Origin of the sequence: Mesorhizobium sp. M0816 (assembly GCF_040320005.1) — a bacterium.
Taxonomy (GTDB): domain Bacteria; phylum Pseudomonadota; class Alphaproteobacteria; order Rhizobiales; family Rhizobiaceae; genus Mesorhizobium.
This window is the reverse complement of the sequence record NZ_JAMYOT010000007.1, coordinates 22,215-48,634: the sequence shown is the minus strand read 5'-3', so window position 1 is coordinate 48,634 and position 26,420 is coordinate 22,215. Positions and strand designations below refer to the sequence as shown.

General features: G+C 61.0%; 21 protein-coding genes. 10 read left to right on the top strand and 11 right to left on the bottom strand.

Annotated features, from left to right (window positions below):
* The 5 genes from NKI17_RS12425 to NKI17_RS12405 form a co-directional block, all read right to left on the bottom strand.
* Positions 1–993, bottom strand: a complete 993-nt coding sequence (locus tag NKI17_RS12425) for an ABC transporter ATP-binding protein (protein WP_352690761.1) — start codon at positions 991–993, stop codon at positions 1–3.
* Positions 990–2,015, bottom strand: coding sequence for an ABC transporter ATP-binding protein (locus NKI17_RS12420; RefSeq protein ID WP_352690760.1), 1,026 nt, complete (start codon positions 2,013–2,015; stop codon positions 990–992). The genes NKI17_RS12425 and NKI17_RS12420 overlap by 4 nt, the downstream gene beginning before the upstream one ends.
* A complete protein-coding gene (locus tag NKI17_RS12415) occupies positions 2,005–2,979 on the bottom strand; it encodes an ABC transporter permease (RefSeq protein ID WP_023675638.1) in 975 nt (324 codons plus the stop codon). Before NKI17_RS12415 ends, NKI17_RS12420 begins: the two co-directional genes overlap by 11 nt.
* On the bottom strand, positions 2,979–4,007 hold the full coding sequence (locus NKI17_RS12410) for an ABC transporter permease (RefSeq protein ID WP_352449667.1): 1,029 nt from the start codon (positions 4,005–4,007) through the stop codon (positions 2,979–2,981). The genes NKI17_RS12415 and NKI17_RS12410 overlap by 1 nt, the downstream gene beginning before the upstream one ends.
* Before the next feature lie 107 nt (positions 4,008–4,114).
* Positions 4,115–5,788, bottom strand: a complete 1,674-nt coding sequence (locus tag NKI17_RS12405; protein WP_352906019.1) for an ABC transporter substrate-binding protein — start codon at positions 5,786–5,788, stop codon at positions 4,115–4,117.
* Positions 5,789–6,087: 299 nt separating this feature from the next.
* Between NKI17_RS12405 and NKI17_RS12400 the strand changes: the two genes are divergently transcribed.
* The 8 genes from NKI17_RS12400 (at position 6,088) to NKI17_RS12365 (ending at position 16,493) form a co-directional block, all read left to right on the top strand.
* Positions 6,088–6,813, top strand: coding sequence for a LuxR family transcriptional regulator (locus tag NKI17_RS12400; RefSeq protein ID WP_245274646.1), 726 nt, complete (start codon positions 6,088–6,090; stop codon positions 6,811–6,813).
* Between the two features lie 173 nt (positions 6,814–6,986).
* Positions 6,987–7,886 (top strand): proline iminopeptidase-family hydrolase, encoded by a 900-nt coding sequence (locus NKI17_RS12395; protein WP_352906017.1) that lies wholly within the window; start codon positions 6,987–6,989, stop codon positions 7,884–7,886.
* Positions 7,887–8,371: 485 nt separating this feature from the next.
* Entirely contained in the window at positions 8,372–8,620 is a 249-nt protein-coding gene (locus tag NKI17_RS12390) for a hypothetical protein (protein WP_156937305.1), read from the top strand.
* A gap of 253 nt (positions 8,621–8,873) precedes the next feature.
* Positions 8,874–11,612, top strand: a complete 2,739-nt coding sequence (locus tag NKI17_RS12385; protein WP_023675632.1) for a non-ribosomal peptide synthetase — start codon at positions 8,874–8,876, stop codon at positions 11,610–11,612.
* Positions 11,609–12,592 (top strand): NAD(+) synthase, encoded by a 984-nt coding sequence (gene nadE, locus NKI17_RS12380; protein ID WP_352569191.1) that lies wholly within the window; start codon positions 11,609–11,611, stop codon positions 12,590–12,592. Before NKI17_RS12385 ends, nadE begins: the two co-directional genes overlap by 4 nt.
* A gap of 3 nt (positions 12,593–12,595) precedes the next feature.
* Positions 12,596–14,617: an asparagine synthase (glutamine-hydrolyzing) gene (gene asnB, locus NKI17_RS12375; protein ID WP_352569015.1), complete on the top strand. Its 2,022-nt coding sequence runs from the start codon at positions 12,596–12,598 to the stop codon at positions 14,615–14,617.
* Positions 14,614–16,170, top strand: a complete 1,557-nt coding sequence (locus NKI17_RS12370) for a class I adenylate-forming enzyme family protein (RefSeq protein WP_352569014.1) — start codon at positions 14,614–14,616, stop codon at positions 16,168–16,170. The genes asnB and NKI17_RS12370 overlap by 4 nt, the downstream gene beginning before the upstream one ends.
* 56 nt (positions 16,171–16,226) lie before the next feature.
* Complete coding sequence (locus NKI17_RS12365) at positions 16,227–16,493, top strand: acyl carrier protein (RefSeq protein ID WP_023675628.1); 267 nt, start codon at positions 16,227–16,229, stop codon at positions 16,491–16,493.
* Positions 16,494–16,613: 120 nt separating this feature from the next.
* On the opposite strand, the gene NKI17_RS12360 is transcribed toward NKI17_RS12365, so the two are convergent.
* On the bottom strand, positions 16,614–17,306 hold the full coding sequence (locus NKI17_RS12360) for a N5-glutamine methyltransferase family protein (protein WP_352449674.1): 693 nt from the start codon (positions 17,304–17,306) through the stop codon (positions 16,614–16,616).
* A gap of 405 nt (positions 17,307–17,711) precedes the next feature.
* Between NKI17_RS12360 and NKI17_RS12355 the strand changes: the two genes are divergently transcribed.
* Both NKI17_RS12355 and NKI17_RS12350 read left to right on the top strand, forming a co-directional pair.
* Positions 17,712–19,463 carry a type I secretion system permease/ATPase gene (locus NKI17_RS12355; protein WP_352569013.1) on the top strand — a complete coding sequence of 584 codons (1,752 nt, stop codon included), beginning with the start codon at positions 17,712–17,714 and terminating at the stop codon, positions 19,461–19,463.
* A 242-nt stretch (positions 19,464–19,705) separates the two neighbouring features.
* Positions 19,706–21,004, top strand: a complete 1,299-nt coding sequence (locus NKI17_RS12350; RefSeq protein WP_352906015.1) for an HlyD family type I secretion periplasmic adaptor subunit — start codon at positions 19,706–19,708, stop codon at positions 21,002–21,004.
* A gap of 24 nt (positions 21,005–21,028) precedes the next feature.
* Here the strand turns inward: NKI17_RS12350 and NKI17_RS12345 are convergent, their stop codons facing one another.
* The 5 genes from NKI17_RS12345 to NKI17_RS12325 form a co-directional block, all read right to left on the bottom strand.
* On the bottom strand, positions 21,029–22,291 hold the full coding sequence (locus tag NKI17_RS12345) for a polysaccharide biosynthesis/export family protein (RefSeq protein WP_023675623.1): 1,263 nt from the start codon (positions 22,289–22,291) through the stop codon (positions 21,029–21,031).
* An 81-nt stretch (positions 22,292–22,372) separates the two neighbouring features.
* Entirely contained in the window at positions 22,373–23,377 is a 1,005-nt protein-coding gene (locus NKI17_RS12340; protein WP_023675622.1) for an SDR family NAD(P)-dependent oxidoreductase, read from the bottom strand.
* A gap of 74 nt (positions 23,378–23,451) precedes the next feature.
* Positions 23,452–24,126 carry a sugar transferase gene (locus NKI17_RS12335; protein WP_023675621.1) on the bottom strand — a complete coding sequence of 225 codons (675 nt, stop codon included), beginning with the start codon at positions 24,124–24,126 and terminating at the stop codon, positions 23,452–23,454.
* Positions 24,123–25,259 carry a DegT/DnrJ/EryC1/StrS family aminotransferase gene (locus tag NKI17_RS12330; protein WP_023675620.1) on the bottom strand — a complete coding sequence of 379 codons (1,137 nt, stop codon included), beginning with the start codon at positions 25,257–25,259 and terminating at the stop codon, positions 24,123–24,125. Before NKI17_RS12330 ends, NKI17_RS12335 begins: the two co-directional genes overlap by 4 nt.
* Before the next feature lie 47 nt (positions 25,260–25,306).
* Positions 25,307–26,029 carry a nucleotidyltransferase family protein gene (locus tag NKI17_RS12325; RefSeq protein WP_023675619.1) on the bottom strand — a complete coding sequence of 241 codons (723 nt, stop codon included), beginning with the start codon at positions 26,027–26,029 and terminating at the stop codon, positions 25,307–25,309.
* Between the last annotated feature and the right edge of the window lie 391 nt (positions 26,030–26,420).

Here is a 26,420-nt window from a genome sequence, read left to right as displayed (position 1 = left end):
TCAACCGCCGGCTGGATGATGGCAAGCAACCAGGCGGCCCTCGCCAATGCTTTGGAGAAGCGGACGCTCGCTGCGGCAGATCGGGGTGGCAGCTGGGCAACGGGTGTGGAACCGGCACCCTGAGGGTGGGCTCATCGGGCTGGGCAGGTCACCCTTGAGCACCAGCCGGCCGCGCCGCGCCCGGTCGATGCTGGGTATCGGCACGGCGGAACGCAGCGCCGCGGTGTAATGATGTCTGGGCGCCGCAAAGACCTCGTCGGTCGGCCCGCTCTCCACGATCGATCCCAGATACATCACCGCCACACGGCTCGAGATCTGACGCACCACGGAAAGGTCGTGAGCGATGAACACATAAGTCAGGTTGTACTCCTCGCGTAGGTCGGCGAGCAGATTGACGATCTGCGCCTGGATCGACACGTCGAGCGCCGAGACCGGCTCGTCGGCCACGATCAGCCGTGGCCGCAGCGCCAGCGCGCGGGCGATGCCGATACGCTGGCGCTGGCCGCCGGAGAATTCGTGCGGGTAGCGCGATGCGTGCTGGGGCGACAAGTCGACCCGGCGCAGGAGCTCGGCCACGCGGTCCGCCATTTCCGATGCCGAGAGGCGTTCATGGATGCGGAACGGATCGGCCAGCAGATCGCCGACCCGCCGGCGCGGATTGAGCGAAGCGCTGGGATCCTGAAAGACCATCTGCATCTGCCGCCGCAACGGACGAAGCTGGCGCTGGGAGGCGTCGCTGATGTCGCGGCCCTCGAATTCCAGCGACCCCGAGCTGATTTCGGTCAGACGCACCAGACACCGGCCAAGCGTGGATTTGCCGCAACCGGACTCGCCGACGATGCCGAGGGTCTCCCCAGGCCAGATGTCGAGCGACACCGTATCAACCGCATGCACGGTCCGGCGCTGCGCCGGGAAGATCGAGCGGCCGACGCTATAGCGCTTCGACAGGTCGCCGGCACGAAGCAGCGGACGTTCGCGTGGCATGGCATTCATCGTTGCATCTCCACCACGCCGCCAGGCCTCTGGGCAGCGAATTGTCTGCGCGTAGGCTCCGGCAACAGGCACGCGGCGCGATGGCTCTCGCCTTGCATGATCGGCAGTTGAACCAGACAGGCGTCGTGGCGAAAGGCGCAGCGGGGGCTGAAGGCGCAGCCCTTCGGCAGGTTGGAGAGCGACGGCGGAATTCCCGGAATGGCAGCGAGCCGGGCTGGACGTGGTCCCTCCATCGGCGGGATCGAGCCGAACAAGCCCCATGTGTAGGGATGCAGCGGCGCCCGGAACACGCTGCTCTTGCCGCCCTCCTCGACAAAGCGTCCGCCATACATCACCAGTACCCGGTCCGCGACTTCGGCGACGACGCCAAGATCGTGCGTGACCACGATCACAGCGGAACCGAACTGGTCGCGCAATCGTCCGATCAGTTCGAGGATCTGCGCCTGCACGGTAACATCGAGGGCTGTAGTCGGTTCATCCGCGACGAGCAGCGCCGGGTTGCACGAGAGCGCCATGGCAATCACCGCGCGCTGGCGCATACCGCCGGAAAGCTGGTGCGGGTAGCTGTCGATGACCCGATCCGGATTTGCGATGCCGACCGCATCCAGCAATTGCACGGCCCTCGCCCGTGCCGCTTTCGCCGACACTTTTTCATGCGCGCGGACCTGCTCGCCGATCTGGTTGCCGATCGTATGCACCGGGGTGAGCGCAGACATCGGATCCTGGAAGATCATCGCGATCTGGCGGCCGCGAATGGCATCGAGCGCACGCCGCTTGAGCCCGATCAGCTCCTGTCCCATGAAACGGATGGAACCGGAGACGATAGCGTTGGGGCTGTCGATCAACCCCATAATGGCGAGCAAGGTCTGGCTTTTGCCCGAACCGGATTCGCCGACCACACCGACGATCTCGCGCTGCTCGACGGAGAACGAAACACCTCCCACCGCGCGCACCAGGCCCTCGTCGCTGCGGAAGGAGACGGTGAGGTCCTTGACCACCAGAAGAGGAGCATCAGCCGACATCGCGAGCCCTCGGGTCGATGAAGACGAAGACCACGTCGACGACGAAGTTTGCCATCACCACGAAGAAGGCGGCGTAGATCACCGTGGCAAGGATCATCGGCAGATCGAGCGTCTGCAGCGCCTCGTAGGTCAGTTTTCCGACGCCCTGCAGTCCGAAGACCACTTCGGTCAGCAGCGCGCCGCCACCGACCAGGGCACCGAAGTCGAGGCCGAACATGGTAACAAATGCGACCAGCGAGGTCCTGAGGCCATGATGCAGCACCACCCGCCGCTCGCCGATCCCCTTGGCTCGGGCGGTGCGGATGAAATCCTCCTGCATCATCTCGATCAGGCTTGCCCGCAGCACCCGGCCGTAGAGGCCGACATAAAGGGTTGCCAGCGTGAACCACGGAATGACGAGCGCCTTGAACCAGCCCCAGGGATTCTCGGTCAGGGGGATGTAGCCGAGCGGAGGAACCCAGGAAAACAGCCAGCTGTCGTGCCAGCGGCTTTGCGTCAGCAGGTTGGCGACCTCGCCCAGCCAGAAGACCGGGATCGACACGCCTACCAGGCTCAGGATCATCAGCGCGCGATCAATGAATGTACCGCGCGTTGCGCCTGCGATCACACCGACGATCAATCCGCCGAGCACCCACAGCACTGCCGCGCCGCCGACCAGCGACAGCGTCACGGGAATGGCGCTTATCACGGTCGGAATGACGCGCTGCCCGCGATTGACGAAGGAGGTGAGATCGCGGCTGACGAAAAGCCGGTTCATCATCAGCCCATATTGCACCGGCAATGGCCGGTCGAGACCGAAATCGTGGCGCACCTGGATCAGCGTCTCTTGCGAAGCATTGCGGCCGGCAATGCGCGCCGATGGATCAGCGCCAGGCGTCGCAAAGAAGATCAGGAAAGCGACGACGCTGATACCGAACATAACCAGCACCATCTGGCCAAGCCGGAAGCCGAGCGCGGCAACCACTAGACGCCCCTCGGCGAGGATTTCGGATCGAGCGCGTCGCGCACGCCGTCGCCCAGAATGTTTAGGGCCAGCACCGTGATCACAATGGCTAGCCCCGGCGCCAGTGCCACGACCGGCCGCGAATAGAGCAGGCCCTGGCCGTCCTGGATGATCGTGCCCCAGCTGGCATCCGGCGGCTGCACGCCGATCGACAGGAACGACAGCGAGGATTCCGTCATCATGTTGAGCGCCAGGATCAACGGCACGAAAACGATGATGCGGGTCACCACATTGGGCATGATGTCGCGCAAAAGGATGCGCCAGGGCGATGCGCCAAGGCCGATCGCAGCGGTGACGAATTCGGCATGCATTAAGGTCAGGACATGGCCGCGGATCGGCCGCGCCACATAGGGCACATAGACGATGCCGATGATGAAGACCGGTAGCCACAGGCTGCCGGAGCGGATTTCGAACGGACCGATCTGGATACTCTGCGCAATCAGCACGATCGACAACGAAATCGCCAACAGGAAAATCGGAAAAGCCCAGAGCACGTCGAGAATGCGCGACAGGCCGATGTCGACGATGCCGCCGAAGAAGCCGGAAACGACCCCCAGGAATGTCGCGAGGACAAGGCACAGCACGGCTGCAGCACCCGAGATCAACAGCGAATCCCGTCCGCCGTAAAGCAGCCGCGCCGCGACGTCACGGCCCTGGTTGTCGGCACCGAGCATATAGGGGCCGATGCGCCAGGTCGGCCCGACCGGCGTCATGCCGAGGCCAAGGCCTTCGGTGGAGGGCTGCAGCACCGGCTGGGTCACCCCATCGACGACGATCTCGCCATTGAGATTGGTCACAAATGGATCGGTGCCGGAGACGTATCGCGCATAAAGCGGCGCCGCGAGCGAGGCGATCACGATGACGACGAGCACGGCGAAGGCAGATATTGCCGAACGATCGCCTTTCAGCTTGCGCCAAGCGGTGCGCCACGGGCCATCGGTGGCCCGGCGAACCGGGATGGCAGGCTGGTCCGCAATGACATTGACCATGAACAGGATTGCCTGGGAAAAATCGCGGCCTGGAAGATGCGCTGATCCGCCGGAAAAGGAAATGCGACGGAGAGCCAGCGGCACTCCGTCGCATTGGCTCCGGTCGGCTATTCCACCCAGGACTGGCTGACAATCCAGTAGAATTGCGGGCTGAAGGTGAAGTTCTTCAGCCTGGAAGAGATCACATCGACGCGCTTTGGCGTGAACAGGACAGCGACCGGAGCCTTGTCCGTCACAGCCTTGTCGATGGCGGTCCAGAGTGTCGCGCCCTTGGCCGGATCGGCGATGGTGGCTGCCTCTGCCTCGTCCATCGAGGCGTCGATCGACTTGTCGCAGAACCCCGAAATATTGACCGAGGCGTCGGAGCCCGGCGTGAACGAGGCACAGCTGAACAAGACCTGCAGGAAATTCGATGGCGCCGGGTAATCCTGGAACCATTGCGAGATCGAAATCTGCACCTTGTTATTGGTGTTCTGGATGTAGGTGAACTGTATGTTCTGCGAGATCGGCTTGACCGACGTCTTGTAGCCAAGCTGGTTGAGCACATCCTGCAGGTAGACGCCGATCGCCTTGGAGACCGTGGTGTCCTCGGTGATGATCGTCACCTCCTGACCTGCGGTTCCCGATTCCGCGACCAATTGCTTGGCCTTGTCCATATCCGGCGCCGACCACTTCTCACCTGGATTGGCGGTGAACGGGCAATAGGCTGCGAATGACGGGAAGCCCGGCGGCAGGATCTGACAGGCCGGCTGCGCCAGATTGCTGCCGCCGAACAGCTTGACGATCGCGGCGCGGTCGATCGCGAAGTTCACGGCTTGGCGAACGCGGATGTCGTTGAACGGCGCCAGATTGGTGTTCATCGGCGCATACCACATTGCCGTCAGCGGGTGAACCGTGACCTGCGCGGCATATTTGGTGCCGAGTTCGGCGAGACGGTCGGACGGCGGTGGGTCGAACATCCAGTCCGCCTGGCCATTCTCGACCGCCGTCACCGCCGCCTCGTCGGTAAGGCCGAATTCATAGTCGATCTCGTCCGGATATCCGGCCGGCTGCGCTTCCTTGCTCCATTCCTTGAAGTGAGGATTGCGCACAATCTTCATTAGCTTGTTGGGGTCGTAGCTGGCGATCATGTACGGTCCGGTACCCGGGATCGGATCGGTGCCGGCGTCCTTCAGCGGCGCGCTCGCCGGCAGGATCGACGCGTGTGGAACGGCCAGCTTCTGCAGGAACTCGGCATCCGGCTGGACCAGGTTGAAGGTAATGCTTCCGGCCGCATCGTCGACCGACAGGCCACCTTCGAGGGTGCATGCAGCGGGGGCCTTCAAGCACGCATCCGCGCCGACGATGCCTTTGTAGAAGGTCCCGGCCGTCGGCCCGCTGATCTTGAAGATGCGTTGGAACGAAGCCACCACGTCCTTCGTGGTGACATCCGAGCCATCCGCGAATTTGATGCCCTTGCGCAGCTTGAAGACGTAGGTCTTGCCGCCGTTCTCGACCTGCGGGAGGCTTTCCGCCAGGTCCGCGACGACTTCGAAGCCGGTCTTGTCCCCGGCCTTCTTGTAGGTCACCAGGCCATCGTAGAGGACATAATTGATCTGGAAATACTGCAGCGTGTAGTTGATGTGCGGATCGGCGGTGCCTGCCGCGGCATTGGCCAGCAGTCGGAGTGTGCCGCCTGGCTTGCCCTCGGTGGCCAAGGCACTGCTTGCCGGCGACGTCATGGTCACGCCGAGCAGAGCCAGGCAGGGTATCAACGCTGCAAATGCTTTTTGGGGTCGCATATTTATTCCCTCATGGAGGCGTGTCGGCTTTTGCCGCGCTGAACCCGATCGATCGACCATTGCGCGGCTGAAACAGTCTGGGTTTGCGAACGGTGTCCGCTACTTGGCCCAATCACAAAAGACTACGGCGAGCGAAGCCGGACGGGATAGCTATTAAGATAGATAGGGTCGGACAGGCTTACCCCCGCCTATTTGTTGAGCAGCCGGCCGACATGGCTATTTGACAAGCAATCATCAGCGGGTAAGCTTGCCCGATGCAAAGCCTTCCAGGCGATCTAGAGAGCCGGTTCCAAACCGGAATGAGCATCGACGCTGCCATGGCGGTGGCAACGGAGGTGCTGGAGCCCATCGGTTTCACCGCGTTCATCTACGACTATACGCCCGTGCCGGTCAGTCACAAGGGCGAGCTTATCACGCCCTCGTTGATGGCTCTGCGCAACGTGCCGCGCGACATGCAGGATCTCTGGTGCAAGGGCGGATATTATCAGCTTGACCCGGTGCAGGAGGCCGCGCTCACCGTATCGAGACCGTTTCTCTGGTCGCACAGCGGCGTTCAGAGCACCGTCATGCAGCGCGTGCTCCAGTCCAAGCACGATCCTGTGGTCAGCTATTTGCTTGACACCAGGATGACCTGCGGCGTCACCGTACCCATTCGCCTTGCCGGCGGCGATCTCGCCACCTTCACCGCGATCCGTGCCGATCCGGAGGCCGGGTTCGAGCTCGAAGCCAGACCCTTGATCGCCGAGATCGGAGATCTGGGTCATCTGCTGCATGACTCCGCCTACGCCGGTTTCGACGCCGGAATCCGCACCTGCCAACATGTCCATCTGACGTCGCGCGAACGTCAGTGCCTGCGCCTGGCCGCTGCCGGACTGACGGCCAAGCAGGTCGCGCGTGAGATTGGCCGCGCGGTGCCTACCGCAACGCTGCACCTCAACGCGGCGACGCGAAAGCTTGGCGCGCGCAACCGCTTCCATGCCATCGCGCTCGCCGCCCATTACCGGCTGCTCGAACCGGAGCATTGAGGCTCGCGACCTGCGGGGGATCGGCCTTGCCTCGGGCAAACCCATAACCGGCGAACCTATAAAAAGTGCTAGCTGTAAATGCGCTGGGCCGCTTAGTACCGTCGGCCGCAAACAAGGCTTGGGAGGGGTGCACCAAAGTGGCTCCTGCCGCGCCATGATGCGGAGCTTGGACTGTGACGGCACATGCGATCACCGAAGGATTTAGCGACTACAAGGGCTATCGCACCTGGTACCGTGTGACCGGGGACCTCGGGTCGGGCAAGCTGCCCCTGGTCGTCGCTCATGGTGGACCGGGCTGCACCCACGACTATGTGGACTCATTCAAGGAGCTTGCCGGAACCGGGCGAGCCGTCATCCACTACGATCAGATCGGCAACGGCAAATCGACCCATCTGCCGGACAAGGGCGGCGACTTCTGGACCGTCGATTTCTTCCTGGGCGAACTCGATGCGTTGCTCGCCCATCTCAGCATTGCCGGCCATTATGCCCTGCTCGGCCAGTCCTGGGGCGGCATACTCTCGGCCGAGCACGCCGTGCGCCGCCCTGAGGGGCTCAAGGCATTGATCCTGGCCAATTCGCTGGCCTCGATGGCGCTGTGGGTGGAAGGAGCCCGGCAATTGCGCACCGAGTTGCCAGCCGATGTGCAAAGTACGCTCGACCGGCACGAAGCGGCGGGAACCACCGATCACCCCGAATATGTTGCGGCGACGAAGGCTTTCTACGACCGTCATGTCTGTCGCGTCGTTCCGATGCCGCCAGAGGTCGCCCGGACATTTGCGGCAATCGAGGAAGATCCGACCGTCTATCACACCATGAACGGTCCCAATGAGTTCCACGTCATCGGCACGATGCGGAATTGGACCATCGTCGACCGCCTGCATCGGATCGAGGCGCCGACCCTGGTTTTCCGCGGCTTCTACGACGAAGCGACCGAGGCCTGCGTCCAGCCCTTTCTGGATCTTATCCCGTACGTTGAAGGCCTGGTCTTCCCGAATTCCAGCCACATGCCGCATGTGGAGGAAAAGTACGACTGCCTCAGCGCCGTCGGGCGCTTCCTGGCCAAATACGATTGACGTTCCAGCGCCAGGTCTTCTGTTCCAACGGATCGTCGACACGACGCAGTCGCGTGAGGCAGGTTCAGAAAACCTCGAACCGTCCCATTTCTCTGCCGACGCACATTGCTATGCCTCGGTGATGGCGACGCCACGCTATGTGGATGTCCCGCAAAGGCCTGCAGGGTCGTCCGATGAGGCCAAATCACGGGCAGAATGCCAGATCACGGACAGCATAAAGGAGCCCATTCGAGCGCCTTTTCCATTGCCCGCGGAGGCAGGGGCCTAACGTTGCGGCGCAGATTGGCATGTCGCCGGCATGGCCGCAATCAGCCTGCCCTCCCCTGAACTGGCATCCCGTCGCTGAAAAACCTGACGGATACGGAGGACCAAGTTGCCGGTGGGTACGGAAAGTATCGGACCCAAAGTTTCGCCAAGCAGTTGCAACCGAATTCATTAGCCGGCGTTAAAGTGCGGGTGATCTAGCGGGGCATGGGGAGGCTTTCATGCAGACGTATCTCGTCGAGCGTATGGACGGCGACGATGTTATCTCGGTGCGCGTTGTCAACGCGCCGAGTCCGTTCAGAGCCGCAGCTATGATGACGGGCGGGCGTATTACCTTCCGAACGTGGGAAAAGGATTGGATCCGCGTGACCGACGAAAATCGGGGACAGATCTATGCCTATTGTTTCGTCCCCGGCAGCTATTCCGACACCGAAGCATCGCCGGTGTCGTCCGGAAGAACCACCGAATAGGCAATATGCCTGAATAGCGGCAATTCCATCTTCGACCCCACCTTGGTCTTCGAGCCCGCCTTGGCATGTGTCCGTGTCATGCGCACCACAACAGCCAGCGAGCCCGGCATGATTGGCTCGGCCGGCGGCTTGCGAAACAGGCGAAGTGACTAACCAAGCGCCCTTGAGGGAAGATCAGGGCATCATCAGAATGATCGATGAAAAGATTGGGGCGGGGGGCGATAAGTGACCCTAATCTTAGCGTAGGCAACTCATGTCTTCGGCATATTTGGGATCAGAAGTCGCGGATCAGGATCTAGCGGTGGATTGTCAGACAACGACCTCCGATAATTGGTCCAGTGTCCCACAATACGCACTGGATCAGGGTGGTCCCGTACTGCGCCCATTTCAAAGATTGGGCGTCGATTTTACCAACATTGCGGCCTTCGATCACCTGAGAAATGTCGTCCGCCAGTACCCCGACAAGCTTGCAATCAGCGACGGCGCCAATCGTCTGACCTATTCCCAGCTCCTCCGGTCAGTCGAGACGCTGTCCCACCAGATCGCGGCGACCGTCCCAGACGGACAGGCGATAGGGATTCTTCAGGCCAACTCGGCCTGGTATCCCATTGCCATGCTGGCAAGCATGACGGCTGGGCGGCCTTCGGTGCCACTCAACGCGCGAGATCCTAGCTCGCGTATCCTTGAAATCGTGGCCGGGGCGCGGCTCTCAGCTGTCCTGGGCGAGGGCAATGTCCGACCCGATGGATTGCCCCACCTGGTCAGTTGGATCGATGTGTCGACCAGTGCGGCCTCGCAGGCTGGGCAAGTGCCTCGTTCTTATTCCGTCTCGGTCGATGCGCCCGCCATCGTGCTTTATACGTCAGGGAGTACGGGCCGGCCCAAAGGCATCGTTAACAGCCAGCGCAGCTTGCTGTGCCGGGTCCAGCAATATGTCGATGCGTGCCACATCAACTCGGATGATGTTTTCCTGCCATTGACCGGACCCGCCACAATCGCCGGGTGCCGGGAGATTCTTGCTGCTCTTCTCACCGGCGCCACCTTGCATCTGGTCGAAGTCGAAGCGGTCGGCCTGCGCGCCGTTCAACGCCTGGTGCGATCCGAAGACGTGACAATCACCTATCTGGTGCCGGCACTGCTTCGCGCGCTTATGGCAGACGGACCTGCAGAAGCGTTCCATTCACTCAGAGTCGCCCGGATCGGTGGCGAGAAGGTGCCCTGGACCGACATCGCCCTGCTGCGCAAGGCCGTCTCCGATACGTGCCTTATCCAGATCGGTTACTCGTCAACCGAGACCACCGGCTCGCAATGGTTCCTGCCGCGAGACTGGCCAGAGCATGGAGATTCGGTTCCAGTTGGCTGGCTGCTGCCTGGAATCACCTTCGCAATTGTCGACGAAGCGGGCCGCCGCGTTCAACCGGGCCGCAGCGGAGAGCTTCTGATCAGGAGCCCGTATGTCTTGCTTGGCCATTGGGAGGACGGGGCGGTTGTGCCGGCAACATCAGACCCGCACGATCCAGGCCTTCGGATTTTCGCGACAGGTGACCTCGTTCGACTTGATGATCAAGGCCTACTGCACATCGTCGGTCGCAAGGGGCGCCAGGTAAAAATCAACGGTCGACGCGTCGAGCCAGCCGAACTCGAACGGGTGCTGCGTTGTGCACCCTCTGTCGCGGATGCCGTGGCAATCGTGACGGCCGCGAATGAGCTTGTCGCCTTTGCTGTTCCTCGGCGCTCGGCCGAAGCGACCTTTTCGGACGAGCTTCGCCAGCTTGTCAGGACCAATCTGCCGCCGCCGCTGCGTCCCTTGCGGTTGCACACGATCGCCGAGATTCCGCGTCTGCCGAGCGGCAAAGTCGACATCACGACACTTGCAGAGATGGATCTTTCAGCCAGAGAGACAGCGGCGACCGCGCGTCCGCTCGAGCCGCGAGGCAAGCTGACCGCGCAGCAGGTTGTCCAGCGGGCATGGACCAGCATTCTCAATACGCGCGTGGCGGCAGGACGCTGGGATGACGCCGGAGGAGATTCGCTGAAGCTGCTGCACTGCGTCATGGAAATCGAAAGCGCCATCGGGCAGGAACTCGGCCTTGAGGCCTTCACCGTCGGGATGAGCCTGGAGCAAATGGTCAAGGCGGTCGTGTCCGCCCAGGCAGGCGATCAAAGCGCGCGCGCCCAGAAGCACGACCCTCCCATTCTTTTTCTGTTCCCGGGGTCCGTCGGCTATGGCCCGAGCCTTGCAGCCTTTGCAGCAGCGATGGGCAAGGTGACCCGCGTTGCCCCGATCAGGTATCCGGCCCTGGCTATGATACTGCGCGGACAAGACAGCCTCGCCGATATGGCCGACGCCGCCGTCGACCAGATCCGCCGCGCCCAACCCTCGGGCCATGTACGACTTCTCGGCCATTCGCTCGGCGGCGCTGTTGCCTTCGAAGTTGCGGCGCGGCTGCTGGCAGCGGGGCGAACCGTAAAGTTCCTCGGCATCCTCGACACCAGCCTCGTCGGGGAGCGAAGCGCCCGCTGGGAGACGTTTACGCGCACATTCAATCGAATCCGAACCAACCGCGTGTCCGCTTACCGGATGGCATGCCGCGCCCTCGCGAAAGTCGCCGTGGCAATGAAGCGCGAGGCACAACTGGTCCAGTTTCTCGACCGCTTCGCTCAAGGACAGTTCAACGCGACGAGCTTTAGAACCAAACTGGAACTGCAAGAGGTTTTGCGCGCGCAAGCCTTCTTCCAGTGGGTGGCCGAGCCAAAGCCGGCTCTGCCGATCACAGGCACCCTGTTCCGCTGTGCTCGACCCGGAATGCCTCTGGCAATCGGCTGGGATAGCGTCTTCGCCCATCTGGACGTGATTCCGATCGTCGGCAGCCACATCGATCTGGTTGTAGAGCCTCACCTTACCACCAATCGTCCCCTTATCGAGAAAGCGGTGGCGAAAACCTATTCGCCAATCGAGTCTCGCAAACTGGAGTACAAGCCATCGACCTGATCTCAACATTCGGCAAAGACGCCCTGGTGCTCGACGCTGGCGCGGAAGTCGATCGCATCGTCCAGATCTTGCGCCAGCAGGTCTTCGGCACGCTGCGACGTCGAGGGGTGGTTGTCGGCCTCTCAGGCGGCATCGACAGCTCCGTCGTTGCGGCGTTGTGTGTTCGCGCCTTTGGGAAAGGCAAGGTCCTCGGGATATTCATGCCGGAGCGCCATTCCTCCGGCGACTCACTGAGGCTCGGCCGCATTGTCGCCGCACACCTTGGTATCGAAACGATCCTGGAGGATATAACGCCGGCCCTGGAAGCGGTCGGCGCCTATAGACGGCAGACCGAAGCAATCCAGACCGTCGTTCCCGAATATGGGGACAGCTGGAAATGCAAGCTGGTGCTCGCCTCGGTTCTCGAGAGCAACGGTCTCAACATCACGCGCCTCACGGTTCAGGACCCCGAGGGCAGGACCGACACGGTGCGCCTGCCGTCGGCAGCCTATCTGCAGATCGTCGCTGCAACCAACTACAAGCAGCGCCTGCGCAAGATGACCGAATACTACCATGCCGACCGCCTCAACTACGCGGTAGCGGGCACGCCGAACCGCCTGGAGTACGACCAGGGCTTCTTCGTCAAGCAGGGCGACGGAATTGCCGACCTGATGCCAATCGTCCACCTCTACAAGACCCAGGTCTACCAGTTGGCCGAATATCTTGGGGTGGAGGAAGAGGTCCGGCGCAGACCGCCCACCACAGACACCTTCTCGATGGCGCAGAGTCAGGAGGAGTTCTACTTCGCGCTTCCTTATTATCTGATGGATCTGTGCCTCTACGGCTTGAACCATGGGATCGCCGACGAAGACGTCGCCGAGGCAACCGGCCTCACCGTGATGCAGGTCCAGAAGGTTTTCAAGGATATCGACAGCAAGCGGCGCGCCGCACGTTATCTTCACGCGCGGCCGTTGGTATCCTCTTCAATGGGCGAGGGCTAGGCGATGTGCGGCATCGCCGGAATTGTGTCGCTGAGCGCCGCAGCGGCGTCCCCTTCCCGGGATGCGCTGATACGCATGGCGGGCGCGCTGGCGCATCGCGGCCCGGACGAGCGCGGCCTTTACCGGGACAGACGTGCAGGATTGGCGCATGCCCGCCTGTCCGTCATCGATCTCGCAAGCGGCCAGCAGCCACTCGCCGGCGCGGGCGACACAATGTGGATCGTCTTCAACGGCGAAATCTTCAATTACGTCGAGCTGCGACAAGATCTGGTCGCGCTCGGTTATCGCTTTCGCACACGCAGCGACACCGAGGTCATCGTCCATGCCTATCATGCCTGGGGCGAGGCCGCCTTCGAGCGAATGAATGGGCAGTGGGCAGTCGCCATCTGGGACTCCGTGGCAGGTCGTCTCGTCTTGTCGCGGGATCGGTTCGGCATCTGCCCGCTGCACTTTTGCGAGCATGGCGGACGGCTTTACTTCGCCAGCGAGGTGAAGGCCATTTTCGCGGCCGATGCGGATATACCCCGCGCCTTCGATCCAGCCGGCATCGATCAGACTTTCACACTCTGGACTGTCGCGCCGCCACAAGGCGTGTTTGGAGGAGTAAGCGAACTCACGCCGGGGCATGTCCGCATTTATGACAGCGGCGTCGTCCGGGAGCGGGCTTTTTGGAAGCCTGACTATCCAGAGGTTGACGGACCCGGCGATGATGAATTCACCGGCTCGCTTGATGACGCGGCGGAGGAAGTGCGCAGCGCCCTGGAAGCCGCGACGGCGCTCAGGATAGTACGCGCCGACGTGCCGGTCGGCTGCTATTTGTCCGGCGGGCTCGACAGCTCGCTGGTCGCCACGCTGGGGAGACGCTTCGCGGGCGAGCGCTTCCAGACTTTCTCGCTGCGTTTTGCCGACGCCGAGTATGATGAGACCTATTTCCAGCGCCTGGTTGCCGGCGTGGCCGGCAGTGACCATCATGAGGTGGTTGTTTCGCGCAGCGATATCGCTGGCATCTTCCCTGAGGTGATCTACCACACCGAGCGGCCAATCCTCAGGACCGCGCCGGCGCCGCTGTTCCTGCTCTCGAGACTGGTGCGCCAGCATGGCATCAAGGTCGTGCTGACCGGCGAAGGGGCCGACGAAATGTTCGCCGGCTACGATTTGTTCCGCGAGGGCAAGGTCCGCCGCTTCTGGGGACGCCAGCCCGCCTCGACGCGACGCTCGCGGCTGCTGGAGCGCCTCTATCCCTATCTCAGCCGCTCGCCGGTGCAGCAGCAGGCTATGGCACGCCAGTTCTTCGGGCGCGACATCCACGCCTGTGACGCGCCTGGTTTTGCGCATGGCACGCGCTGGCGTACCACAAGCGCCATCAAGCGGCTGTTTTCGGCAGACATGCGCGCCCAAACGGAGCGCCGCAACGCCGTGTCCGAGCTGCTTGCCCGCCTGCCGCCGGAGTTTTCGCGATGGGGCTCTCTTGCGCAGGACCAGTATATAGAGATTCAGACGCTGATGTCGGGATACCTGCTTTCCTCACAAGGGGACAGAATGCTGATGGCTCATTCCGTCGAGGGGCGCTTCCCGTTCCTCGATCATGAACTCGTGAGACTCGCGAATTCGCTTCCGGCCGCATACAAGCTGCGCGTGCTCGATGAAAAGCATGTGCTGAAGCGCGTAGCGCAACCGATCGTGCCGTCGGAAATCGTCACCCGCAAGAAGCAGCCTTACCGGGCTCCCAACGCGCTTTGCTTTGTCGCAGATGGCGCTCCGGCCTACATTCGCGAAGCACTTTCGGAGGCGGCGCTGCGCGAAGCGAACGTCTTCGATCCCAAGTCGGTTACCCGGCTCCTGAACAAGTGCCAGGCCAGCGCCGGCGACGGCGACCTGTCCAACTCCGACAATATGGCGCTGGTCGGGGTGCTGTCGACGCAGCTTCTTCATCGGCAATTTATCGCGAGCCGTCCAAGTGGGGCTCGCACGCTCAGGCTCAGCATCGATATCGACCGCGAACACCGCGAAGAGGTGCTCGCATGATGCATGGCGCCGTACCGCTCCTGCACGACTATCTCACCCACTCTGCCAGCCGGCTCGGCGAGAAGGTGGCCCTGGTGTGCGGCAATCAACGTGTCACTTATGGCGATCTCGATATGCGTTCGAACGCCATAGCGCACCATTTGACCGATGCCGGAATTGCGCGTGGCGATCGCGTGGTGGTCTTCGCCGACAACACTGTCGAGGCCGTCATTGCGTTCTGGGCGGTGCTCAAGGCCAACGCCGTGGTGTGCATCGTCAATCCGCTCACCAAAAGCGACAAGCTTGATTATCTGCTCAACGATTGCCGCCCGACGGCACTGATCACCGACAAACACCTGCACTCGATTTTCAGGGAGCCGGCGCGGAATTGCCCATCGTTGCGCCGCATGATCGTCTCCGGGCCGATCGAACACAGCGACCTGCAAGAATTGCCGCATGCTGTGCGCTGGGACGCCGCGGTCGCGGCAGCCCGCAGCACGCCGCCCTCGCGCCGCTGCATCGACATCGATCTCGCTGCGATCATTTATACGTCCGGCTCGACGGGCGAGCCCAAGGGCGTGATGCTGACGCATCGAAACATGATCGCCGCGTGCGCCTCGATTTCCTCATACCTGGCGCTTGCCGAAGACGAGGTGATCCTCAATGTCCTGCCGCTCGCCTTCGACTACGGTCTTTACCAGATGATCATGGCATTCGGCGCGGGCGCCCGGCTGGTGCTTGAGCGCTCGTTCGCCTTCCCGGCGCAGATCCTTGGGCTGATCAAGCAAGAAAGGGTGACGGGTTTTCCCGGCGTACCGACCATCTTCGCCGCACTCGGGGAGCTCAGGTCTCTCAGGGATCAGGATTTTTCGAGTATTCGCTACGTCACGAACACTGCGGCCGCCCTGCCGCTCAAGCACATTCTCCTACTGCAGGAGCTGTTTTCTGGCGCCCGCATCTATTCGATGTACGGCCTTACCGAATGCAAGCGCTGCACCTACCTGCCGCCGGAGGATCTGGAGCGAAAGCCGTCGAGCGTCGGGATCGCCATCCCCAATACGGAAATGTGGATTGTCGACGAGCATGACAGGCGGGTCGGCCCCGGCATCGTTGGTCAGCTCGTCATCCGCGGAGCGACGGTGATGAAGGGCTATTGGGGCAAGCCGGAGGCGACAGCCAGGAAGCTCAAGCCCGGCCCGCTGCCGGGTGAGCAGGTCCTATACACCGGCGACTACTGCCGGATGGACGCCGAGGGCTACCTCTACTTCGTCGGTCGCGGCGACGAGATCATAAAATCGCGCGGAGAGAAGATAGCGCCGAAGGAGGTGGAAAACGTGTTGATGAACATTGCGGGCGTACGGGAAGCCGCGGTCATCGGCGTTCCGGACGAGCTGCTCGGGCAAGCAGTGAAGGCATTTGTCGTGATGGAGCAGGGAAGCATGATCGGTGAAAAGCAGTTGCAGAAAGAATGCCAGAGACGGCTGGAAAACTTCATGGTTCCGAAGTCCATCGTCATCGTACCCAGTCTGCCGATGACCGACACGGGTAAGCTCAAAAAAACGGCCCTGTCATGAATCGGTACCAGGGCGAAGTTGATCAGCATTCATCTTTTGTACCGGAGGCGAAATCAATGTTATCTACCAAGGATAGAACCGATACCTGCAGCGAACAAATTCGCGCTTTCCTGGCTTCGAATTTCTATATAGCCGATCCCGAGAGCCTGGAGAGCGACACCTCGCTACTCGACCAGGGCATCGTGGACTCGACGGGTGTGCTCGAGGTTATCGGCTTCATCGAGGAGACCTTCGGCATCACGGTCGAAGACAGCGAGCTGCTGCCGGAGAATCTCGATTCCATCGAGGGAATTGCGCAATACGTCATGCGCAAGAGAAACTGACGCAAGAGAAACTGATCGCCGAAATCTCGCGCAACTCTGTTTCAACTTCCCGGCCGTTTCTAGCCGCGACAGCGCGTCTACCCGCCGCGACAGCGCGTCTACCCGCCGCGGCTGCGATGCTTACGCCTGCGCCCTCGTATGTCCCACTACCACCCTGCCCTCACCGGCCTGGTTGGTGACTGCCCGGATACTCTCATAGGCCTTGGAACGCTCGAGCAAACTCATGACCTGCCGGTCCTGGCCAAGCCCCACCTCGAAAAGCAGGATGCCTCCGCGCCGCAAATAGCGCGGCGCCTCCTTGAGCACCCGCATGTGGATGCTCAGGCCGTAGGGGCCGGCTGCGAATGCTTCACGCGGCTCGAGCTCGACCAGATGCGAACGGTCGCCCTCGAGCCGTTTTTCCGAAATGTAGGGCGGGTTGCAAACGATCACATCGATCGTGCCATCGAGCTCCAAGCCTGAGAAGGCGCTGAACAAGTCGCCCTGAAGCACCGTTACCCGGTCCTCGATTTCAAGATGGGTGACGTTGCGGCGCGCGACCTCCACGCATCCGTCGGTAAGATCGCTTGCCCACACGCGCGCGGTGGGAGCGTGGTGCGCGATGGCGCACGCCAGATTGCCCGCCCCACAGCACATGTCGACAACGCGAGGCACCGGCAGGTTCAGTTGGCTCAGGACATCGAGAGCGGCCTTGCCGAGCAGTTCCGTTTCCGGCCGAGGAACAAGCGCACCGGGCGAGACCAGCAACTGCAATCCCATGAAGGTGCTGCGCCCCCTGCCGTAGGCATCGGCAACATTGATCTCTTCGCTCACGACACTCGCCTCCCCGATTTAGCCGGCGTTGGTGACCGACAATTGCGTACCGATGAAGTGTATCTCAAAACCGTTTAACTCTCGATCGACAAAATCAAAACCGATCCCTCCCCAGACGCTTTGAAGCCTTGATGCTACAAAGATGACCATAAGCTTCTGCGCCGTGTCATGATTAGGAATATCTCCTTACTCGACCCGGTTATCCCCAGCCTGGCGAGCCAGTTGCCGAATTCTCAGCCTGGCGTCACGATTTTGCTACATTTTAATCAAAGAAGGCACGTATGTAAGCAATTCGTAATGTTCAGCAGCGGGGCGGGGCTGCTGCTTCCCGGAAGGTTAAAGTTTGTCCCTCATCGAAAGAATCGACGAGATTGCGCGGCAATTTCGCGTCAACGAGCGCACATCATGAAGTCGACCAAAGGGCGCTCGCTCGATCTCCGCTCCGCAATGTTCGGCTGTGTGCACGGCCTCGTCGGCGTAGGCATTTTCTCGGCATTGATAAATATCCTCGCCTTGACCGGCTCCGTCTACATGCTCCAGGTCTATGACCGCGTGCTGCCTTCGCAGAGCGTGCCGACTCTTGTCGGATTTACAGTCGGGATGCTGGGACTTTACGCGGCCTATGGGCTCCTCGATTTCGTGAGGCTTCGCCTGTTGGTCCGCATCGGCAGCCGCCTGCATAGAAATCTGCAGCAAAAAGCGTTCGCAGCCTCGCTTTCCCTGCCCCTCGTCGCCGGGCCGGATGCGAACCGGGTACACCCGCTTCGTGATCTGGACCAGCTACGTGGCTTTCTTTCCGGGCTCGGGCCGACAGTCTTATTCGACGCTCCTTGGATACCATTTTATATGGTGGTCATCTATCTGCTGCACCCCGCGCTTGGCGTGCTGGCAACGCTCGGCGCATGTGCCGTTGTGTTTTTGACGGTGGTTGCCGAGATCATCGGCCGCAAACCTGCGGCTCGTGCATCTGAGACACTCGTAGCGCAACGGCTTCTGGCCGACTCCGGCCGCCGCAACGCAGAGGTTGTTCAGGCGATGGGCCTTTCCGCCCCGCTTAGCCGGCGCTGGAACGAGGTCAGTCATCTTTATCTGAAGAACCAGGAACGGCTCTCCGACGTCGTCGGCGCAGCAAGCTCACTGTCGAAGACGCTCCGAATGGCCCTGCAATCATGTGTGCTAGGGCTTGGTGCCTACCTTGTGATCGGCGGCGAGGCCTCGCCTGGCGTGATCATTGCATCGTCCATATTGCTGGGCCGCTCGCTGGCGCCGGTCGATGTGGCGATCGCAAACTGGAGAGGGTTTCTGGCAACCCGCAAAAGCTATACCGAGCTGTCGGCAGCCCTGGATGCTTTTGATAGCCAGCAAGAGCCAATGGAACTGCCCGGCCCGAAGGCTGAGCTTGCGGTCGAGGAATTGACCGTCGCGCCACCAAGCCTGCAGAAGCCCACCATCTTCAATGTAAGCTTCCGCTTGGCGAGAGGCGCAGGGTTGGCGGTCGTCGGCCCGAGCGGCTCCGGCAAGACCACGCTCGTGCGCGCTTTGGTCGGGGCATGGAAGCCGCTTCGTGGCACGGTAAGATTGGACGGCGCCTCGCTCGATCAGTGGAATTCAGAACTGCTCGGCATTCATATTGGCTACCTTCCGCAGGACGTTGAGCTGTTCGACGGGACGATCGCCGATAACATTTCGAGGTTCGGCGGCAAGCGCGACGCAAAAGGCGTGCTGGCAGCTGCCAAGGCTGCGGGCGTGGACAAGATGATCATGCGTCTTCCGCAGGGTTTTCAAACACGCATCGGAGAAGGCGGCGCGGCCCTTTCGGCTGGGCAGAGGCAGCTCGTCGGGCTTGCCAGGGCACTTTACGGCGATCCATTCCTCGTCGTTCTTGACGAACCAAATTCCAATCTGGATGCAGACGGTGATGCTGCTTTGGCCGGCGCAATCCTGGCAGTGCGTCAGCGCGGCGGTATCGTGATCGTCGTTGCGCATCGCCCCTCCGCTCTCGTCAACATCGATCAGGTACTCGTCCTGTCGAACGGGATGCTCCATTCGTTCGGCTCGCGCGAAGACGTTCTGGCAAATGTGATCCGGCCCTTCCCGCGCCCGGACAAGCCAAGCATTGTCGTTCCGCTGCAGCACGGTGCAAGCGGGCATGCGTGAGGTATTGCTTAGTGTCTAACGTGACCATGTCGTCATATGCTGCGGTTGGCGGCGAAGGCCAGCCGACCGGGGAGAAGCCGGAGCCGGATGGGATTCGAGCCAATCCACCCTGGGGTACTCTGGTCCGGAGCCTAGCAGCACATTGTCGTTCCGCCGCACAAAGGTGCAGCCGGGCATATGCGAGGTATCGCTCTGCTGTTGCCGTGTCGTCATACGTCGCAGCCGGTGGCGAAAGCCGTTCGTTGGAGACGAAGCCAGAGCCGGATGGCATCCGGGCCAATCTGCTCTTGGGCCTGGCAACCAGCTTGCTGTTGATCTTTGGCGGAGGGCTCTGGTTGGGATTGACCAAGATTGCCGGCGCGGTGATTGCGCCCGCAACCGTGGTGGTCGAAAGCAACATTAAAAAAGTCCAGCATCAAACCGGCGGCACCATCGGCGGAATCTTCGCGCAGGACGGCGATCATGTGAAGGCCGGCGATGTGTTGGTCAGGCTGGACAACACATTGACCCGAGCAAACCTGCAGATAATCACCGAGGACCTCAATCGCGCCACCATTCGTCTGGCCCGACTGGAGGCCGAGCGCCAGGGTCTGCCGGAAATGCAGATCCCGCCCGACCTTCGCGCTCAAATGGGCGACCCGCAAGTGGTGGCACTTGTCAGTGGCGAGCGTGCCTTGTTTGAAAGCCGTGCTGCGGCGCTGGCTGGCCAGAAGGCACAATTACAAAGCCGCGCGAAGCAGCTGGAACGTCAGATCGATGGCCTCAAATCGCAGCAGTCTGCAACGGACGAGTCTCTGGATCTGCTGACCAAGAACCTTGCGGATGTCGAATCTCTCTACGCAAAGAAGTTGGTGTCCAAGGAGAGGTTGAGCAATGTCAGCCTGGATAAGACCCGGGCTCGCGGCGAATCGGGACGCCTTGTCGCAGCGATAGCAGAGGTACAAGCTCACATCAGTGAAACGGACCTGCAGGTGCTTCAGCTCGACGAACAAATGCGGAGCGACGTGACCAACGAACTTCGCGAAACGGAAGCCAAGCAGACCGAGCTCAGCGAGCGCCAGGTGGTGGCCGAAGACGAACTCAGCAGGACAGACATTCGTGCCCCGCAATCGGGCACAGTACAAGAATCCTCGGTCCATACCGTAGGAGGCGTGATTGGCGCAGGAGAGGTGCTCATGATGATTGTGCCCGATTCCGACAACCTTGTCGTCGACGCTTCCATTCCTCCGTGGCGTATCGATGAGATTCATCCCGGACAGCAGGTGTCGATCCGCTTTCCAGCGTTCGACGCCGGCACCACACCTGCTTGCGAAGGCTCGGTCAAGCGCGTCTCAGCGGATCTGATCAAGGATCAGCAACGCCAGCTTTCCTTTTTTTCGGCGCGCATCGACGTCGAGAATGAAGCGACGTGCCTGACAGGAGAGAAAATACTCAAACCGGGCATGCCCGCCGAAGTCCACATAAGAACCGACGAGCGCAGTGTCTGGTCCTACTTGATGAAGCCCCTTACCGACCAGTTTTCCAGGGCCTTCAGGCAGTAAAGCGGTTGCGAAACGCGGCCCGATCTATCGGGTCGCCGCATTTTCGAGAGCGCTGCTGAATCTGACCTCGATCGTGTCTCCCGGCATGACCTCGGTGTCTTCTTGGGCAAGCTGTTTTCGCCATTCTTCGCCGACCTTGCGAATGATCGTGACCTCGGCCTGGACCTTCTCGCCGGCAACCGGCAACGGCAGTGCGGCAGCTCCCGTGGGCTGCAACTTTTGGCTGGCGGCGCGAAGCCTTGCGCTGACGTCGGCAAGGCGCACGTTGGTATCCTTCAACTCGATCAGCAGACCCATCCTTCTTTGGTTGTCATTGCGTTCGTGCTGTCTGGCAAAATCGTCCTGCTGACGTCGTGCTCTCATAAGCTCAACCGACGTTTCGAGTGCCCGGCTGGAAGAGAGAACCAAAGCGCGCCGGACGTCGGCGAGCCGGTTGTTGGTGAGATTTCCGGACTCAAACGCTTTCCTTACGCGCGCCAGATCGTCTTCGTCCGCCTTCACCCCATCCGCTTCGGCCTGCTCGCGTTTGAGCAAGGTCTCGGTTTGTGCGGCGGCATCCTTGCCGCTTTTATCCAGAAAGCCCTGCTCTTGCTGGAAGTTGTCCAACGAGAGCTTCAGCCCTTCCGCTTCAGCCTGCGCGATCGCCGACGCAAAACTTGCCGGCAAGGGAGATCCTTGTGGTGGCTGCATGTCGAAAGTCGGTTTGTCCTGAAGTTCGGCGCGGATGCGGGCGCTATGAAAATAATCTCTGGTATATTCCCCCCAAAGCGACTCGTAATCGCGCCGCAGATCCACCGGATCTGGGCCAACCTGGTTTGCCCGGGACCGCAAAAGGCTGAAACCGCCTGACACGGCAATCGCCTGCCGCACGGTCATCAGCGGGCGGTAGGCCTGCTGTCCGGGAGTGAGCACGTCGCCGGTCACATAGATCGGCCTGTACTCCGCAACCACGGCGGTCACGTCTGTCGGCTTGATGACGATCATTTGCTCCCGCCCATCAGGCAGACGCTGGTGGAATATCTTGGTCGGCAAGATCGTCTGCATGCGCGTTTGCAGTTCAGCCGGAGTTAAGCCGCCCACCGAAACCATACCGACTTCGGGAAGCGCGATCGTGCCGTCCATCTGGACCACCGCACGTTGCGTTCGCTCCGGGATGGAGGCAATTCCAATCTCGACGGTGTCGCCGGCAGAAAGTCGATAGGCGACCCGCGGTTCCGCTGCAGCAGCCGTATCCATGGCAGCCAGCATGCCGAGCACGACAATAAGGATTCGATCAGCGAGGACCATGGGCGACAATCTCCTTCTGGCTCGAATCCGGCGATACCGCGGCCGCAATCAACAGCGGAGCCAATCCTCCCGGGCGAAAGCTCATGTCATGTAACCCATTTCGTGTCGCACCCGGCCTTCGCTGAGGCGCCCTTGCCACCATCCGATGGTCCGCTCCAAGCCTTCGCGCAGGCTGGTCTGGGCACGCCATCCAGTCTTGCTTTCGAGGAGCGAAGAATCGGCCAGCAAGGCACGCACCTCGGAATTCTGCGGCCGCAGGCGGCGCTCGTCCCGGTGGATTGGTTTCTTGCAGCCACTCAACTCGATCACCAGATCCAATATGTCCGAGATCGTCACAGCGCGCTGGCTTCCGGCATTGTAGGCATGGCCAAATTCGAGCTCGGCGGAACCTGCGGTCAAAAACGCCGCCGCGGTGTCTTCCACGAAAGTAAGATCGCGGATCGGGCTTGTGTCTCCCACCATGATCGCCGGGCATTTTTTGTCGAGAGCCTGGCGTATAATGGTCGGTACGATGGCCCGCTCACTCTGGCGCGGGCCGTACGTATTGAAGGGCCGCATGATGACCACGGGGATGTCGAACGATCTGGCGTAGGACTCCGCCATCATGTCCGCGCCGATCTTGGATGCCGAATATGGTGACTGTCCCTGCAACGGGTGGGATTCGCTGATAGGCATTGTCAGCGCGGTGCCGTAGACCTCGCTTGTCGAAGTGTGCACTACACGCTCCGTCTCCCATTGGCGCGCCGCTTCGAGAACGTTGACCGTGCCCAGGATGTTGGTCTCCACATAGGACTGGGCAGCGGCATACGAATACGGGATAGCTATCAGTGCGGCGAGATGAAACACGACCGCCTGGCCACGCACGATCCGGTTAAGGAACGCGCTGTCGCGAACATCGCCGCGGACGAGATTCAACTGGCGTCGTATGGTGTCGGGCAAATCGTCCAGCCAGCCGTGGCTGTCGAAGGAATTGTAGAGTGCCAGCGCGGTGACGTCGGCGCCGCTGCGGACGAGTGCTTCGGTGAGATGAGAACCGATGAACCCGTCGGCACCCGTAACCAGAACTTTCCTGCCCTTGTATGCCATGACCCAAGCGTTCCCCCTATGACGTGAGGCACTGACGTTGCAAATCCACGAGAGCGCGGATGTCCCACCTGCTCTCAAGGTCCAATCGGCGGCGGCGAAACCACGCCAAGCACCGCCAGCAAGCCGCGCACCATCCACACAACATCGGAGCCGATCGTGCGCTGCGGATAATAGGAAAGGTCGAGCCTGGCTTTGGCAGGAAACAGAACCTGGCGATAGAACAGTAGCGGGTCCACCGATCGCGGATAGAAACGGGCTTCATGCCGGAAGAGAACCTGGGCTGGACCCAGCAAGCCTGGCTTGTATTGTAAAACGTCTTCGAAGCCCCCGCGAAAACAATCGGCGAAGGCAAGGCTCTCCGGGCGTGGCCCGATGATTGCCATCTCGCCTCTGAAGACGTTCCAAAGCTGTGGCAGTTCGTCGAACTTGGTGACGGCGAGGAACCGTCCTATCGGCGTCATGCGGCTGTCATCGGCCATGGTCAGAGCCAAGCCACCGGGGTCGCATTGCACGCTGAACTTGCGGAACTTGTACATGCGGAATGGGCGAGCACCGGCCCCGACGCGGGTCTGTGTGAAGAAGATGGGCCGACCGCCTTCCAGCAGCAGCGCCACGGCAATCAGCAGCATCAGCGGGGCGAAGACGATCGCCGCGGCTGCCGCAATGACGAGATCGATTGCTCGTCTCGCAGACCCATGGGCGGCGCTCGAGACGTTAGACCGGTGAATGGCTAGGTCCAGGGCATTCATGCGGCTGTTCCTGTCTGAGCGCAATTATTGACCGCCGCGGCAAGAGCGACGACTACCGATTCGACCAATGGCGCGGTGATCTGCGGATGCAGCGGTACAGTCAGTTCGCGCTGCGCGAAATCTTCAGTGCGCGGTAAGTGAGTACCGGGAATGAGCTCACGATAGAGCGTCATCTGGTGCACCGGCGGGTAGTGGATAGTGGTTTGTATCCCTTGCCCGCGCAGTGCGTCGATGACGTCTTGCCTGTCGGCGTAACGTGGCAAAAGGATAGGCATGATGTGGTAGGCCGACGTCCGCGGCTCGTGGAACGGGATGGTCACGGCCGGGCAATGCTTCGCTATGAGACGGCGATACAGCATGACCAGGATACGCCTGATCTCATTCCACTCCTGCAGATTTTGCAGCTGGACCAGTCCGATCGCAGCCCGCAATTCATCCATGCGATAGTTGAATCCGAGCATGGTGACATCATACTGAGGGGTGCGGCTGTTCAGCCTTTGACGCGTCCCGGTGGTCATCCCATGTCCACGCGCCTGGCGGATTGTCTCGAGCAGACCGGCATCCCTGGCGATCACAGCCCCGCCTTCCGCCGTGGTCATGTTCTTGTTGCCGTAGAAGCTGAAGGCGGCTGCGGCACCAAATGTCCCCACCTCCTTCAAGCCCGGCGCATGCGCCGCGTCCTCGACGATGTGCAGCCCCCGGGCACGGGCGAGCCTCTGCCATTGTTCCCGATCGGCGAGGTAGCCGGCGAAATGAACGAGAATGATTGCCTTGGTGCGGGCCGTGCATTTCGCTTCGGCTTCTACGATCGACATCAGCGGCACGTCGGCTGACTCGATGTCGACGAAAACCGGCGTCGCACCGACATAGAGGACCGCATTTGCGGTCGCCACGAACGTCAAGGATGGCACCAGCACCTCGTCGCCCGGTCCGATGCCAAGTGCGTGCAAAATGAGATGAAGCGCTGCGGTGCAAGAACTGACCGCGACGCAATCCTCCGCATCATGAACGTCGGCAAAAGCTTGTTCGAAGGCTCGTACCTGCTCCCCCATGGTCAGCCAGCCGCTGTCGATGACCTTGGTCAAAGCAGTCTTCTCCGGCACACCCAAGATCGGGGCACTGACCAAGAGCATCACAACCTCCTAGACTGATAACTGTGGGAACCGGGCTCGTGACTTCATCATGCAGCCGTCGCAGTGACCTCGATCGAGGCCGACTGGTCTTCCCAGGAAATGGTCTGTGCGTTCTGAAAATCGTCGACGCGCCCGATATCGAGCCAGAGACCCTCATGTTTGTACACGTGCACGGTTGTGCCGTTCTGCATCATCTGCAGCATCAGGTCGTCGAACCCAAAGGGTATGCCGGATGGGATAAACTGCAGAACATCCGGGTTCATGCAGTAAATTCCCATGCTGACCAGATGCGAAAGCGTCGGCTTCTCGCGAAAGACCTGCACGGTATTGTCGACTTCGTCGATGACGCCGAAATCCATCTTGATCAGGCGACAGGCTGTTGCGATCGTCACTGGATCGGTGTGCTTACGGTGCGCTGCTACAAATCGACTGAGGCTTAGATCCGTGAGGACATCGCCATTGAGAACGATGAATGGCTCCGTCAGTTCATCCCTGATCAAAGACAGTGGCCCGATGGTGCCAAGCGGCTCCATCTCCTGCGTATATCGAATTTTCAGGTTCCACTGCGAGCCATCTCCACACACGGTGCGGATCAAGTGGCCGAGATACCCGGTTGTAATATAAACTTCCTGAATGCCGTTGCGTCGCAACCATTTCAGAAGCATCTCGAGAACCGGCCGTGCCCCGATCGGCATGAGCGGCTTCGGCAAGACCGAAGTGAAGGGGCGGAGGCGTGTTCCCATTCCTCCACATTGAATAACCGCTTTCATCCTGGTCCTCCCTTGTTCATTCGGCCTGAACGCTATCGTCACGGGCCGGCTATCCTGCCCTGGTCAGCACCCGGGAAACGCGTTCTTGTCCCCTCAGAAGAACCGGTGAGATTTCCCGTAGAAGACCGGTGAGATTTCTCCACTGTCCCCTGATCCGGACATTGCATCTGGATGGTATGTGGCCGTCAGGGTGGATGTCGTCGTGCATTCGAATGGTAACAATTCAGCCGTTTTGCTGTTCTATATCTTTAGACCTATAGCACTGCTGAACGACCGGCCGGTCTGTCAGCTGTCCAAAAGGTCAGAACGTATGTTCGACGACGTTCGGCGGGTTTCGCTCACAAGGGGCAAAAAAAGAGGAGCGTTTCCCGTCATTTAAGATTATATTAGA

Bases quoted from the DNA above. Each gene is read 5' to 3' on its own strand.
- NKI17_RS12410 (WP_352449667.1), bottom strand. From the start codon at position 4,007: ATGGTCAATGTCATTGCGGACCAGCCTGCCATCCCGGTTCGCCGGGCC.
- NKI17_RS12330 (WP_023675620.1), bottom strand. From the start codon at position 25,259: ATGCTCTTGGTCAGTGCCCCGATCTTGGGTGTGCCGGAGAAGACTGCT.
- NKI17_RS12385 (WP_023675632.1), top strand. From the start codon at position 8,874: ATGTCTTCGGCATATTTGGGATCAGAAGTCGCGGATCAGGATCTAGCG.
- NKI17_RS12325 (WP_023675619.1), bottom strand. From the start codon at position 26,029: ATGAAAGCGGTTATTCAATGTGGAGGAATGGGAACACGCCTCCGCCCC.
- NKI17_RS12340 (WP_023675622.1), bottom strand. From the start codon at position 23,377: ATGGCATACAAGGGCAGGAAAGTTCTGGTTACGGGTGCCGACGGGTTC.
- NKI17_RS12355 (WP_352569013.1), top strand. From the start codon at position 17,712: ATGAAGTCGACCAAAGGGCGCTCGCTCGATCTCCGCTCCGCAATGTTC.
- NKI17_RS12345 (WP_023675623.1), bottom strand. From the start codon at position 22,291: ATGGTCCTCGCTGATCGAATCCTTATTGTCGTGCTCGGCATGCTGGCT.
- NKI17_RS12425 (WP_352690761.1), bottom strand. From the start codon at position 993: ATGAATGCCATGCCACGCGAACGTCCGCTGCTTCGTGCCGGCGACCTG.
- NKI17_RS12400 (WP_245274646.1), top strand. From the start codon at position 6,088: ATGAGCATCGACGCTGCCATGGCGGTGGCAACGGAGGTGCTGGAGCCC.
- NKI17_RS12365 (WP_023675628.1), top strand. From the start codon at position 16,227: ATGTTATCTACCAAGGATAGAACCGATACCTGCAGCGAACAAATTCGC.
- NKI17_RS12390 (WP_156937305.1), top strand. From the start codon at position 8,372: ATGCAGACGTATCTCGTCGAGCGTATGGACGGCGACGATGTTATCTCG.
- NKI17_RS12405 (WP_352906019.1), bottom strand. From the start codon at position 5,788: ATGCGACCCCAAAAAGCATTTGCAGCGTTGATACCCTGCCTGGCTCTG.
- NKI17_RS12370 (WP_352569014.1), top strand. From the start codon at position 14,614: ATGATGCATGGCGCCGTACCGCTCCTGCACGACTATCTCACCCACTCT.
- NKI17_RS12420 (WP_352690760.1), bottom strand. From the start codon at position 2,015: ATGTCGGCTGATGCTCCTCTTCTGGTGGTCAAGGACCTCACCGTCTCC.
- asnB (WP_352569015.1), top strand. From the start codon at position 12,596: ATGTGCGGCATCGCCGGAATTGTGTCGCTGAGCGCCGCAGCGGCGTCC.
- NKI17_RS12335 (WP_023675621.1), bottom strand. From the start codon at position 24,126: ATGAATGCCCTGGACCTAGCCATTCACCGGTCTAACGTCTCGAGCGCC.